Genomic DNA, 13186 nt, shown 5'->3' on the forward strand with positions numbered 1-13186 from the left:
TAATATACTTATACCTTTTTCCAAACAGTTGAATACTTCTTTTGATACTTCGGATCCTCTTCCAATTCAATCAATTCCAATGCTTTTATCTTTATTTCTTCAACTTTTACTTCATCAAACAGTTTCCTAAGTCCCTGAATGATGTCGTAGCGAATAAGTGTACAATTTTTTTCATCAACGCAATCTTTATATCGACCTTCAAGACTCTCTACAACCATTTTCCTATATTCAGAGTTTAGAGTTCCCACTTTCCATAATGCCTGCAGGGTATGTCTTGCGGTAACAAACCTTTTATCCTTTGTCACTGCTAAGATAGCAGGAAAATCTTTTAACATCCTGTTCTCAGGATCGCTCTTAGCCAGGTTACAGAGTAATTGTGTTGCGATTGCTCTACGGTGATTATCCTTATGCGTTAAGTCATCCATCAAGCTATCCCATACCTCATAAGCCCATTCCACTTTTTCTTTGGTAGCATTTTTGAGGTAAGTGAATGCTTCGTAGCGTATATTCTTATCATCAGACTGCAAATTTTCAACATGTGATTTTGTATTACTGTCCATTATGTATCTCTCCCTAGCTAGTTAAAAAGCCTCTTTAGTAGTGTTTATGTATATACATATATTCTATAAACGATAGCAAACTCCTTTTTATCGACTACCTTTTTGTTATATTCACCTACATTCATTCCCGTTTAGCCCAAAGATGCATATACTGACTCTGTGAAAAAAATAAAGGAGGCATATTGATGTATAGACATCCATATCAAGGACCACCATTTAATCCGCAAAATTATTATTATGGTCAACCTGATAACTATGTTCGTCAACGGCCAAGTGCACAGGAAGTTATGCAGACACTTCGTTCGCAACACGATAACTTATATTCCGAATTAGAGCAAGCTGGTATGAACCGAGGTATAGTTGATTATATATTTTTACTTGTTGTTAGTTATACACTCAATCAAGCAAACACAAACCAATCAGCTAATCAAATTTATAACCAATTTCAAAACCGATTCCCCTGGCTCAATTTGATATTCAGGCAATTTAACATTTCTCAGAACTTATCGGATCGAATATTGGTGCGAGTAATTCAAATCGTGTTAAATGCAATCGGAGGCGGAGGTGGCCAACCTGATCAAGACTGGACGGGTTGGGAAAGCTTAGGAGGAACATTAACTTCTGGCCCCGCAGTATCTTCCTGGCAGCCAAATCGTCTTGATGTTTTTGCAAGAGGAACCGGTCAAAGTCTGTACCATAGATCGTGGAACGGACGTCAATGGAGCGGTTGGGAAAACCTTGGCGGTACGTTAACCTCTTCACCGGCTGCGGTGTCTTGGGGACCAAATCGAATTGATGTCTTTGCTAGAGGAACAGATCAAAGTCTATATCATAAGTGGTGGAACGGATCCAGTTGGAGTGATTGGGAAAACCTCGGAGGTACGTTAACAAGTGCCCCTGCAGTCTCTTCACGCCGTTCAAACCAACTAGATGTCTTTGTAAGGGGAACGAATCAAAGGCTCTATAAGAAAACCTGGAATGGTTCTAATTGGGAAGACTGGGAAGATCTTGGTGGCACTTTAACTTCTGCACCAGCGGCAGTATCTTGGGGACCAAACAGGATCGATGTATTTGCAAGAGGACAAAATCAAGATTTAATTCACAAATGGTGGAACGGATCCAGTTGGAGTAATTGGGAAAGCCTTGGAGGAACCCTTACATCAGGACCTGCAGTTTCCTCAAAACGTCCAAACCGCCTACAAGTATTTGTAAGAGGAACGACTAATGAACTTTATATGAGAGAATGGAATGGCTCTAGTTGGTCTAATTGGCAAAACCTTGGCGGAAACCTTACCTCTGAACCAGCAGCGGTGTCTTGGGGACCAAACCGGACTGATGTATTTGCAAGAGGGCAAAATGATAACCTCATACATTTATATCAAGGGCGATAAAATAAGTTTGATGACATTACGAGAATAGTAGTTTATTAAAATTGGCTCATGCCGTTGAGTGCAGGAGCCAATTTTAGTTTTTATTTGCTTAGAAAACCAGGCAAATCATCCCGTCCCCTGCAATCGACCTTAACTCGAAGATATATATCCGCCGTTCTGTACTTATATCTGCCGTTACAAAAGGATATCGGCCAATATACAATTATTATAACCGCCATTATAAAAAAATAACTGCCAATATCAAAATATATCCTCCAATATGCAAATATATCCGCTGATGTAAAAATCCCAGCTCCATGCACAATGTCTTTCCTAACAAAACAAAAGACGAGAGCAATCAGCCCTCGTCTTTTAAATTTTGCCTTTATTCATATTCACCAATAATCTCAACTGCTTTTTCTGTAAGAGACGTATCAACAGCTTTATCGAAGTCTAATTCACCGCGGATAGCCCCATTTTCCTGATACATTTTATATTGACTTTTTATATCGTCGACGAACATTTCACCATTTGGATTCAACCCTGTGACAGATACATTCTCCCATAACTTAGGATCTTTTAATGCTGTATGTTCTGTCATAATCTTAATCACTTCATCTTTACCTTCACCTTTAATAAATGCATCATTATAGTCACGCACACCTTTTAAATATGCGGCCATAAACCTTAAGGAAACATCCTTTTCTTCATTGATAAATTTAGGTGATCCAAGTACCATAGCGATTTGAGCTTTTGGTGCAAAGTCAGTAGCATCCCCAAATCGAACATGGATATCTTCTTCAACACCTTGCGTAATTAACGGTTCAATTTGAAGTGCTGCGTCAATCGATCCATTTCCAATAGCTGCAAGCATGTTTCCGAAATCAGGCATTAAAACGAACTCTACGTCATCTTCTGTTAAACCTGCATGTTCCAACATTTTATGAAAAATATAATCATCAACTGCATTTTCAGTAGATACCGCTATTTTTTTGCCTTTTAAATCGGAATACTCCTTAATTTCATCCTGTGAATCCTTACCAATTACAAATGTGAAGTAAGAACTTCCCTCTATATTGTGCCCTTTGTCTGCGATAATTTTGACGTTAATTCCTTGGGCAATTGCATTAAAAAATGATGCAGAGGAGATTCCCCCAGCGATATCAACTTCACCAGCAGCCAGCGCGGGTAGCATGTCATCACTATTTGCAAATTTGGCGAACTCTACTTCAATATTGTAGTCTTCAAAGTATCCCTTTTCTTTGGCAATATAAAAGCCTGCCCCGGAAGCAGATCCATCCTCTGCAATTACTACTGTCGCTGTCTCCTTAAGTGGTGCCAAATCACCTGAAGGATTCTCTTCACTTACCGCGTTACTATTTTCACTAGATTCTCCACTATCGACAGGTTCCTCTGCATTATCTGAAGAACAGCCGCTTACAGCTAATGCGAACAAAAATAGTGGAATTAAAAATAGGATTTTGAATTTCCCCATAGTACATCTCCCTTCCTTCCGTACACCTAATTTCTTGAACTTTGCACCTCATCCTGCAGATGATTCCAAATTTCCACAAAACTGTCTGCCATTTCTTTATCAGCACGCACCTGTTCCATATTTCTTGGCCGCGGTAAGTCTATGACTTTTTCCTCGATAATTTTTCCGGGTTGAGAACTCATTAATAAAATTCTGTCGCTGAGTAACAATGCTTCATCAATGCTATGTGTAATAAATAGAACAGTCTTTTTTGTTTCTGACCAAATACTTAATAATTCTTCCTGAAGAATAAATTTGTTCTGTTCATCCAATGCCGCAAAAGGTTCATCCATTAATAAAATTTCAGGATCATTTGCAAAAGCACGCGCAATGCTTACTCTTTGTTTCATTCCCCCAGATAGATCCTTTGGATAAAGATTTGAGAACTGCTCAAGTCCGACTTTTTTTAAATAGTAGGACGTTCGTTCTTTTACAACATCTTTTGGTAAATGCCTCATGTTGAGCCCAAATGCAACATTCCCTTCAACAGTTAACCACGGGATAACCCCTTGCTCCTGAAATACCATTGATTGTAATGGACGATCTTCTTTATCCTGGGATATCGTAAAGTTACCAATACTTGGCTTTTCCAATCCTGCAAGAATACGAAGTAAAGTCGTTTTCCCACATCCGCTTGGTCCTACCAGACATACAAATTCCCCGTCCTGAATATCTATTGATATCTCTTTTATAGCAGTGACACTTCTATTTTTCTTATAAAACACTTTTGTCATGTTTTCGATTGAAATTTTGGGTTTTTCCCCCATCGAATCACCTCACTAATAATCTATCTCCATGGCAGCAGTTTTTTCTGAAATCCCCGCAGAATAAGTGAGAATAGATATCCGAAAAATGATATTAGCACGAGTCCCACATACATCTCATTTATCAAAAAGGCACTAAATGAGGTCCAAATTAAATAGCCAATACCGGAATTTGCACCCATCATTTCTGCTGCAACAATTGTCAAGAGTGCAATTGCCTGCCCCATTTGAATTCCTTCCAACATAACTGGGAGCGATCCAGGCAAAGCAATTTTAAAGAAGAAGTCTTTGGAATTAGCACCATAGTTTTTTGCAACATCCAAATAGGTTCTATCGATATTTACAACACCTGCTACTGTATTAATAATGACTGGAAAAAACACACTCCCTGCAATTGTTACAATCTTGGATACTTCCCCTATCCCAAATATGATTAAAATAATTGGTAGTAATGCCAACGTTGGAATTGGCATAAGTGCCATCACTAGCGGAGAAAAGAAATGCCGTAGTGGTGAATACAAGCCCATTAATAGTCCAAGAACAACAGCTGGTATAACACCTAATAAAAATCCTGCAAAGATTCTATATAATGAAATCCCTATATGACTAAATAATTCTCCACTTGTTCCCATCGTAATAAACGTTCCGACTATTTCTGTTGGCGGCGGAAAAAACCGCGCATCCACTAATCCAGTTCTAGATAAAATTTCCCATAAAATTAAGATGAAAATGGGAGAAGATATGGTTAACACTTGTTTAAATCGATTTCTTATTTGTCTCTTTCTCCATTCTTCTTGTTCTACTGCAATGGGATCATGTTCTACATTAACGTTTTTTTCCTTCATTCTTCACCACCTCTTTAATACAAATAATATGTGCATTCGCCCAGAAGTGTGAACGTTACAGATGAACACTTTTACACAGCTGGTCCAAAAATAGTTAACCAAACAAAGGCAGAACCTTAAGTTGATTAGGTTCTGCCTTTGTTTTTACTATATGGTACAATCGTGATATCAAGAGTGAATAACAATAGAAATGAAACATCCTCAGAAGGAGCGAGGCATTTGAATATAGAATTAAATCATAAAATCATTGAAAAAATGTGCGGTACAGTCTCCTTCAAAAGAGGAGATTCTTTTTATCGTGCTAATAAAGTAATATTTGATAATCACAGTTCCGATGCTTGTAAAGCAACAGTCAGAGGAACGGAAGATTTCCATGTCACTATTGAAAAGAAGCCTAGTGGAGGTTTCCGCACGAATTGCAGCTGCCCAACGCTACCTTCTTTTAAAAATGACTGTCAGCATATTGCGGCTGTTTTACTGGCGATTTATGAGCAACACCGCCAAGAAGCGATTCCTGCTGATCGAGGCAGCCACAATCAGGATCTGACAGATGGTTTATTGACTCTCTTCGATGATCAGCCTACACGGTCAAGCGGCCATCAGCTTCATTTTGAAAACAGGCAAGTGCTTGATGCAAAGTTTACATGTAAACCCGTCATCATGGATAAGGGGCGTCACATGTTTGGAATAGAAATAAAGATTGGTCAAACCAATGTGCAAAACATCCGGCGATTTCTAAGGCAAGTGAAACAGGGCAACCCAAGTGTGCTATCCATTTCATTCACGTATAACCCGATCCTTCACTGCTTTCAAAAAGAAACAGATGCTGTTATTCAGAAGCTTATCCAAGTAATTGATGATGAAAAAGTGTACGGTGACGAACAATCTGACCTTACTATCAATGATCACACGTTACTCATTCCACCATCATCTTGGGGACAGCTTCTTCCTCTACTTACACAATCACCATTGGTGAAAATGGCGTATAACTCGAAAACATATGATGGCCTACAGTTATCGTACGCACAACTTCCTTTACAGTTTGATTTTACAGAAGCAGGCGGAAAAGACTATCAGCTGAAAATCAAAGGGCTGAATCAAATGATTGTGTTGAGTTCCTATAATTCTGTTCTATCTGGCGGAAAAATAACCGAGCTGAAAAGCAAAGACTGCCAACGTCTCTCTGAATTACAGCAAATGCTGGATGCTTCAGAAACCAATCAAATTTCGATACCAGATAAACAGTTGAAATTGTTCCTGGAAAAAGTAGTTCCAAGTTTAAAGAAAATAGGGGATGTCAACCTATCTGAAGCGATTTCCAATCAGATGATGAAGTCACCCCTGATTGCCAAGCTATACTTGGATCGTGTAAAAAATCGCCTGCTCGCTGGACTTGAATTCCACTATGAAAACAATGTGATTAATCCCTTAGAAAGTCATGAACTACCGGGTGGAGCCACGCTTGTAAGAGATATAGAGAAAGAAGACAAGATTTTACAACTGATGAAGGATAGCTTGTTTGCAAAAACGGATGGCGGATACTTTTTGCATAATGAAGAGTTGGAGTACGAGTTTTTGTACCACGTTGTTCCCAAACTGCAAAAGCTTGTACAAATCTATGCAACAACGTCAGTTCGAAATCGGATTACCAAAGGAAAGTCCATTCCCCAGGTTAGAGTCAAGGTGAAAAAGGAACGGACAAATTGGCTTGAATTCAAATTTGAAATGGATGGTATTCCTGAAAAACAGATACGTGAAATTCTAGCGGCACTAGAGGAAAAAAGGAAATACTATCGATTAAGGAATGGATCCCTTCTTTCACTAGAAACAAGGGAGTTTGAAGAAATCAATCGTTTTCTAAACGCAGTTCCAGAACAAAAAGAAGATCTGGAAAGTGGCTTGAATATACCAATCATTCGTGGCCTTCAGGTACTTGACTCTGTTGATGATAGTAATGTATTTTCACTAGAGGAATCGTTCCCTCAGTTCTTGGAAGACATTCGTAATCCAGACAGTTTGGAGTTCATGGTGCCAAAAAATTTAGATTCAATCTTGAGAGATTATCAAAAAGACGGCTACATATGGATGAAGAAACTTGCAAGCTATGGATTTGGTGGGATTCTTGCGGATGATATGGGACTTGGTAAAACGCTGCAAAGCATTACATTCATTCAATCAGAGCTACCTCGCATCCGGGAAAAAAAGCTACCTGTCCTTATTGTTTGTCCATCTTCTCTAACGTATAACTGGCTTAATGAAACCACAAAATTTGCTCCTGATATAAATGCCAAGATAGTGGATGGGAATAAAACAGAACGGATCAGGATTCAGAAGGATGTAATGGATATGGACGTTGTCATTACCTCCTATCCGTTGTTGCGCACAGATATAAAGTGGTACGAGAAACAGACCTTTCAAACTGTGTTCTTTGATGAGGCACAGGCATTTAAAAATCCTGTGACACAAACAGCTCGAGCAGTTAAGAAGATTCAGGCGGATTATCGATTCGCTCTTACAGGAACACCTGTAGAGAATTCACAAGAGGAGCTGTGGTCAATTTTTCACGTCGTCTTTCCTGAACTTTTTCAGGGGCTAAAGGAATACAGTAACCTTTCAAAGAAAAAGATCGCCCGGAGGATCCGTCCGTTTTTACTTCGTAGGTTGAAAAAGGACGTCATTTCAGAGCTTCCTAAAAAAGTCGAGGCAACGGAATCCGTGGAGTTGTTTCCTGATCAGAAGAAGCTGTACGCTGCCTACTTGGCGAAGCTACGACATGACACATTGAAGCATCTGGATAAAGATACACTCAGAAAAAATCGTATTAAGGTTCTAGCTGGCCTGACTCGATTACGGCAGATTTGTTGCCACCCGGCTTTATTTGTGGACGGCTATAAGGGGAAATCAGCAAAATTTGAACAACTGATGCAGATCGTGGAGGAATCAAGGCAATCCGGAAGAAGGGTATTGATCTTCTCACAATTTACGAAAATGCTTGAGCTCATAGGTAGAAGTTTATCAACTCAGGGTTTACCTTTTTTCTACCTTGATGGACAAACCCCATCAAAGGAACGAGTAGAAATTAGCAATCGATTCAATGCTGGTGAACGTAATATATTCCTCATCTCCTTGAAAGCTGGCGGGACAGGTCTCAACCTTACAGGCGCCGACACCGTTATCCTATATGACATTTGGTGGAACCCTGCGGTCGAGGAACAGGCGGCTGACCGCGCTCATCGGATTGGGCAATCAAATGTTGTACAGGTCATTAAGCTCGTTGCCCGTGGAACAATCGAGGATAAAATGAACGAACTGCAAGAAAAAAAGCGACACCTCGTTGAAGAAATCATCAACTCCGATGAAAAATCACCGTCTTCTCTCACCGAGGAGGATATTCGGGAAATACTTGACGTAGAAATGAAGACATAAGTCATTTTTGGCTTATGTCTTCATTTTGAATTTTTGGATTAGGCTTTAGCTAATCACATCAATGGGGCACTTTTGCAATGTAAGGTGAATTGGTACCCTTGAAACTATTTTCGCGGACACCAGATCCTTTATTTATAGAAAAGCTGCAATATTAATGTGTGAACGGACACCAGATCCTTTATTTGGGAAAAATGCCCCTGTTTTACCTTGATATAGGTTAAATAAGGGATTGTGTGACCGCATACCTACCCAAAATCATTGTTTTAATAGAAATAGCGGCTCGTGTGTCCGCGAGTTTCAGTTAACGAGGTGTTTTGAATAAGTAATTACACCCGCTTTTTAGATTTAAGTTAATAATAATGTAGTAATCGTAATCTACAGTATAAATTATTTCAACCTATCAGCTAAACAGGATTGGATAGAGTTTGGTAATGATCGAAAGAATAGTCCTTTATATTTTATATCTAATAGCCCGGCAACGAAAAAAATAACAATGATTATTAATATAGGCGGCTTCTTCACTTTGATTTCCTCCAATTGTTCTTATTTTAAATTCAGGACTCCCATGAAAATTATTATCTTACCTCACTTATGATACGGTTCTCCATGCCGCCGGTTTGAAGGGTAAAATAAAAACAAAATGAAAAGGTAGACATAAGCCAATTTTGGCTTATGTCTTTTTATGATTAAACTCTAAAAGACGCCTTAACTAATAACATCAACAAAGTGAGCAAGAATTTTTGCAGTCAGACCCCAAATAACCTTATCCTCATATATGAAGAAATATTCGTCGATTTTTCCTGCGCGCCAATTATAATCATGACCACCAACAATTAGATCAAATGGAAAGTCGTCCTCGGGTACCATTTTCACGTCTATAGAATAAATTTTTGGACGCCTTTTTAGAAAGAAGGATAATGGTACTGTAAATACTTCTTCGACTTCTGCGGGATTCGGTTTGAAAGATTCTTCGCCATCAATGAACCCTACGTGCGGATAAACAATCATTCCAAATGGAGATACCAGAATCTAATGGGAAAACATCGGAAATTTGCTCTTTATTAATTCCTAATTCTTCTTCTGTCTCTCTTATTGCTGCAAACTGATCAGTTATATCCCGCCTATCCATTTTTCCTCCTGGAAAACAGATCTCTCCAGGCTGTCTTCTTAATTTATGTGAACGAACCTCAAAAAGAATATGTATTCCGTTCTCCTTTTGAATGAGCGGCAATAGGACAGCAAACTTGGAAAACTCCTCACTTCCAAGAATAGAAGAAGAATGTTCTTTTACTTTTTCGCGGATTGTTTTCGAATCCATGTACTCACCTCAAACTTATATGCTTAATTTTACTATAGCACAATTGACAGTTTATTTGGATAACTGGGAGATACGGATACAAGAAGGAAGTGTAAATTCAGTTGAATTCTGTTAGTTAATTTATCGTCAACCTGATCATTTTGTACGAATATTTCATTCACCTTGTCCCATACTAATGCAAAAAAGGAGGGACATTCTTGGCTAAACGAACAAAGAAAAATGACGCACAGCAAAAGAATAAACAAGGATTTGATTCCAGTAAAACGGATTCGGAATTCTCTAAGGAATTCAGTGGTAGTGCCAATGCAAATCGGGCACACAAAAAGAAAGCAAAAAAAGAAAGAGCATCTAAAACACAAAATTAATGGATTATGAAAAGGAGTACTTATAAATATGGCTAAACCTAAACAAGAACAAGAACGAGAATGGAGAGACAGAAAAGAATCACAAAATCCACACGGAAAAGTTAAATCTTTTGAGCAGCTAGCTAACGATGCAAAAAAGGTTGAAAAAAAGTAGGTCGACAAAAAGTGAATTTAAAGCAGTGGGGGCGGACTCCCACTGCTTTACTATCTACAGACTTACAAGCAGGCTGAAGACTAAAGAACCTATCATGACTGCTCCGATAATTCCCAATGTTCGGTACGCAATCTTATCGGAGGCGGATTTCAGCACACCAATAAAACCAACGATTCCGGCAACAGGTAGTAATAGATGAGCAATAGTGACTAGAAAAAACAACGTCTCAGACGGCCTTGTGATGTCAGGAATAACTTGGGAAAAGTTGACTAGATTCAGTAACATCCACAATACAGAAAGCACACCAATTCCGATTGCACCTGCACGTGGCCGCAACCAAGTAAGTAATAGTACGATTATAAACAACACATTGGCGATGGCCAGCGGTGGAATAAATTGCTTTAAAATAAACACCATTGGAATAGCATTCACCACAATCATGGCAATAGCTACTATACGTTGCAGAGTCAGCCATCCCCTCATCGTTCTAACTGAAGGAATAGTTTCCCCTTCCGATTCATGTTTTATTTCTTCATTACTCATATTAATTTCCCCTTTAGTAACCATTTTGATAGATTAACAACTAATCTGCCTTCACTATCATAGCTACTAAATCTGAATTAATTATAAATAAATCATAAAGAAAGCATAAAAAACACAAAAGTTAAGTGTATATATAGGGATCCCTTATTAATTAGTAGCGTTTCTTTCCGCTTTCCCTTTCTCTCCAAAATGTGGAAAACCAATCAAAATGGATATTACTCCACACACCCCAATTAATACCGGATAATATGAATATTGCAATATGCTAACCGGTGAAATTTGTGCGACTCCTGCCGCTACAAGTAATTGTGCTCCATATGGGAGTAATCCTTGAATACAGCACGAAAAAACATCAAGCAAGCTTGCCGATTTACGCGAATCAATTCCATACTTATCCGCAATATTTTTGGCTAGTGGACCGGTAATGATAATAGAAATCGTATTATTTGCCGTCGAAAGATCAGTTAAACCCACAAGTCCAGCAATGCTAAATTCAGCGCCCTTTTTTGATTTTATATTGCGAGTAACCCTGTAAAGCAGATAATCGATGCCACCATTATGTTTGATTACTTCCACCATACCAGCAATCAAAATGGCAAGGAATGCAATTTCATACATTCCAGCCATCCCTTCGCCAATTTTTTGGATAATACTCATCAACTGATAACTGCCATCCACTAACCCGATAACTCCTGCAAATACTACCCCAATGGAAAGTACGAGGAACACATTTACCCCTGCTAGTGCAGTGATAAGTACACAAATGTATGGCAAGACCTTAATCCAGCTATAGGATTGTTGTGTGATGGTTGCTTGTTCCCCCATTGTTATAATTCCGAGAATAATACATGTGATGATCGCCGCTGGTAAGACAATGAAAAAATTCACTTTAAACTTATCTCTCATTTTTGTACCTTGTGTTCTTACCGCTGCAATCGTCGTATCCGAAATAAATGACAAGTTATCACCGAACATTGCACCTCCAATGACAGCTGCCATTGAAAGTGTCAGCGAAATATCTGTTTGACCACTAATTCCGACCCCTATTGGTGCAAGCGCTACAATCGTTCCCATGCTTGTCCCCATAGATAAAGAAATAAAACAAGCAATAACAAATATACCTACCATTAATAAATTTTGTGGTACAACCGACAGCGCAAGATTTACCGTGGAATCAACAGCACCCATCCCTTTTGCCACTTCGGAAAATGCCCCAGCTAAAAGGAAGATAACTACCATTAACATAATGTTCGTATTCCCAGCACCCTTACAAAAGATTTCAACCTTCTGATCAAACGACTCTTTCCGATTCATGGCTAAAGCAACTGCAGCAGCAATCGCAATAGCCACAATCACTGGAAATGTATAAAAATCTCCTGTTACAACGCCAGATCCAATAAATAATAATAAAAACACTACAAACGGCACTAATGCCCATGGATTCCCTTTTCTGTCTGCACTCATGAAGAACACCCCACTATTTTTCACGAGGCCACTGAAAAAGTGGTGGATTTCAAAAATTTAACTTTACACCTTAACTTAGCATTTCGAATATACGGAGGCTCCTGCGGGAAGCAAGAGATAGGCGAGACCCCGCAGGACGGCAGTCCGAGGAGGCTTGACACTCGCCCTAAGGTGCGCGAAGTATATTCGAATATGCGATGGTGGATCCACATATTTAGTACTATATTTAACTTTTTCAGTAGCCTCATTTTTCACACGAAAAGACCCCTTCTTATCAAACAACAAGAAGAGGTCTTATAATCAATAAAACACAGTTCTTATCTTAACAAATCAACAAAATATATTTATAAAATAAACCAAAGAATACAATATTTCACTTCTCTTCGCAAGGTCTAGATAACAGAATAGCACTTTTGCCATTACAAATAAAACCCAGCCTTTTGTAATTTTATCGTTAGATACCCGTTACCTTTAATCGATTCTTCTCTAAGTATGCTAAAACTTCCTCTTTACCTAAGCCTTGCATTTTCGCTTCCAAAATCAACTTAACCCATTCTTTATCGAGCGTTATATTCTTATTAGACAATTCCCCATTCCCCCTAATTTTATCTATAATCTATTTAAATTAATACATCCCCTCACTTCTTCAGCTGTATGAACAAATGCGCAAGCGCCCGTTTAGCGACGTATGGATTGGACTGAACCGTATGAGATAAAGGAAACACGGTAAGCGTAAACGAACCGATGTTGACTTATCGTAAGGAGGTAAAGGAAATCCACTAGTCGCTGGGCGCTGAAGCTGGACGTGGCCCTGCATAGTGACCAAAATATTCAATGTCACAT

At 38.9% G+C, this 13186-nt stretch carries 11 protein-coding genes and 1 pseudogene; 4 read left to right on the forward strand and 8 right to left on the reverse strand.

Going from position 1 to position 13186, the window contains the following annotated elements:
* Positions 1 to 8: 8 nt before the first annotated feature.
* Positions 9 to 560, reverse strand: a complete 552-nt coding sequence (locus LG329_RS09775; RefSeq protein WP_404450632.1) for a hypothetical protein — start codon at positions 558 to 560, stop codon at positions 9 to 11.
* Positions 561 to 745: 185 nt separating this feature from the next.
* Between LG329_RS09775 and LG329_RS09780 the strand changes: the two genes are divergently transcribed.
* Positions 746 to 1951 carry a sialidase gene (locus tag LG329_RS09780; protein ID WP_404450633.1) on the forward strand — a complete coding sequence of 402 codons (1206 nt, stop codon included), beginning with the start codon at positions 746 to 748 and terminating at the stop codon, positions 1949 to 1951.
* A gap of 364 nt (positions 1952 to 2315) precedes the next feature.
* On the opposite strand, the gene LG329_RS09785 is transcribed toward LG329_RS09780, so the two are convergent.
* The 3 genes from LG329_RS09785 to LG329_RS09795 are packed head-to-tail and all read right to left on the reverse strand — an operon-like array spanning position 2316 to position 5073.
* The gene (locus LG329_RS09785; RefSeq protein ID WP_404450634.1) at positions 2316 to 3425 is read right to left on the reverse strand and encodes an ABC transporter substrate-binding protein; all 1110 of its coding nucleotides are present in this window, start codon (positions 3423 to 3425) and stop codon (positions 2316 to 2318) included.
* 26 nt (positions 3426 to 3451) lie between these two features.
* Positions 3452 to 4231, reverse strand: a complete 780-nt coding sequence (locus LG329_RS09790) for an ABC transporter ATP-binding protein (protein ID WP_404450635.1) — start codon at positions 4229 to 4231, stop codon at positions 3452 to 3454.
* 20 nt (positions 4232 to 4251) lie between these two features.
* Entirely contained in the window at positions 4252 to 5073 is an 822-nt protein-coding gene (locus LG329_RS09795; protein ID WP_404450636.1) for an ABC transporter permease, read from the reverse strand.
* Positions 5074 to 5292: 219 nt separating this feature from the next.
* On the opposite strand from LG329_RS09795, the gene LG329_RS09800 reads away from it, so the two are divergent.
* A complete protein-coding gene (locus LG329_RS09800; protein WP_404450637.1) occupies positions 5293 to 8499 on the forward strand; it encodes an SNF2 helicase associated domain-containing protein in 3207 nt (1068 codons plus the stop codon).
* A 705-nt stretch (positions 8500 to 9204) separates the two neighbouring features.
* Here the strand turns inward: LG329_RS09800 and LG329_RS09805 are convergent.
* Positions 9205 to 9817: pseudogene (locus LG329_RS09805) on the reverse strand (NUDIX hydrolase).
* Between the two features lie 197 nt (positions 9818 to 10014).
* Between LG329_RS09805 and LG329_RS09810 the strand changes: the two are divergent.
* Positions 10015 to 10182 carry a hypothetical protein gene (locus LG329_RS09810; RefSeq protein ID WP_404450638.1) on the forward strand — a complete coding sequence of 56 codons (168 nt, stop codon included), beginning with the start codon at positions 10015 to 10017 and terminating at the stop codon, positions 10180 to 10182.
* A 28-nt stretch (positions 10183 to 10210) separates the two neighbouring features.
* Positions 10211 to 10336 (forward strand): DUF6254 family protein, encoded by a 126-nt coding sequence (locus tag LG329_RS09815; protein WP_404450639.1) that lies wholly within the window; start codon positions 10211 to 10213, stop codon positions 10334 to 10336.
* Between the two features lie 54 nt (positions 10337 to 10390).
* Here the strand turns inward: LG329_RS09815 and LG329_RS09820 are convergent, their stop codons facing one another.
* From LG329_RS09820 to LG329_RS09830, 3 genes are all read right to left on the reverse strand, one after another.
* Positions 10391 to 10879, reverse strand: a complete 489-nt coding sequence (locus LG329_RS09820; RefSeq protein WP_404450640.1) for a hypothetical protein — start codon at positions 10877 to 10879, stop codon at positions 10391 to 10393.
* 147 nt (positions 10880 to 11026) lie between these two features.
* Positions 11027 to 12343, reverse strand: coding sequence for a Na+/H+ antiporter NhaC family protein (locus LG329_RS09825; RefSeq protein WP_404450641.1), 1317 nt, complete (start codon positions 12341 to 12343; stop codon positions 11027 to 11029).
* A gap of 454 nt (positions 12344 to 12797) precedes the next feature.
* Complete coding sequence (locus LG329_RS09830; RefSeq protein ID WP_404450642.1) at positions 12798 to 12929, reverse strand: anti-repressor SinI family protein; 132 nt, start codon at positions 12927 to 12929, stop codon at positions 12798 to 12800.
* Positions 12930 to 13186: the final 257 nt, after the last annotated feature.

It is taken from the genome of Virgibacillus necropolis (assembly GCF_044793635.1).
GTDB classification, from domain to species: Bacteria; Bacillota; Bacilli; order Bacillales; family Amphibacillaceae; genus Virgibacillus_F; species Virgibacillus_F necropolis_A.

Bases quoted from the DNA above. Each gene is read 5' to 3' on its own strand.
- LG329_RS09775 (WP_404450632.1), bottom strand. From the start codon at position 560: ATGGACAGTAATACAAAATCACATGTTGAAAATTTGCAGTCTGATGAT.
- LG329_RS09780 (WP_404450633.1), top strand. From the start codon at position 746: ATGTATAGACATCCATATCAAGGACCACCATTTAATCCGCAAAATTAT.
- LG329_RS09785 (WP_404450634.1), bottom strand. From the start codon at position 3,425: ATGGGGAAATTCAAAATCCTATTTTTAATTCCACTATTTTTGTTCGCA.
- LG329_RS09790 (WP_404450635.1), bottom strand. From the start codon at position 4,231: ATGGGGGAAAAACCCAAAATTTCAATCGAAAACATGACAAAAGTGTTT.
- LG329_RS09795 (WP_404450636.1), bottom strand. From the start codon at position 5,073: ATGAAGGAAAAAAACGTTAATGTAGAACATGATCCCATTGCAGTAGAA.
- LG329_RS09815 (WP_404450639.1), top strand. From the start codon at position 10,211: ATGGCTAAACCTAAACAAGAACAAGAACGAGAATGGAGAGACAGAAAA.
- LG329_RS09820 (WP_404450640.1), bottom strand. From the start codon at position 10,879: ATGAGTAATGAAGAAATAAAACATGAATCGGAAGGGGAAACTATTCCT.
- LG329_RS09825 (WP_404450641.1), bottom strand. From the start codon at position 12,343: ATGAGTGCAGACAGAAAAGGGAATCCATGGGCATTAGTGCCGTTTGTA.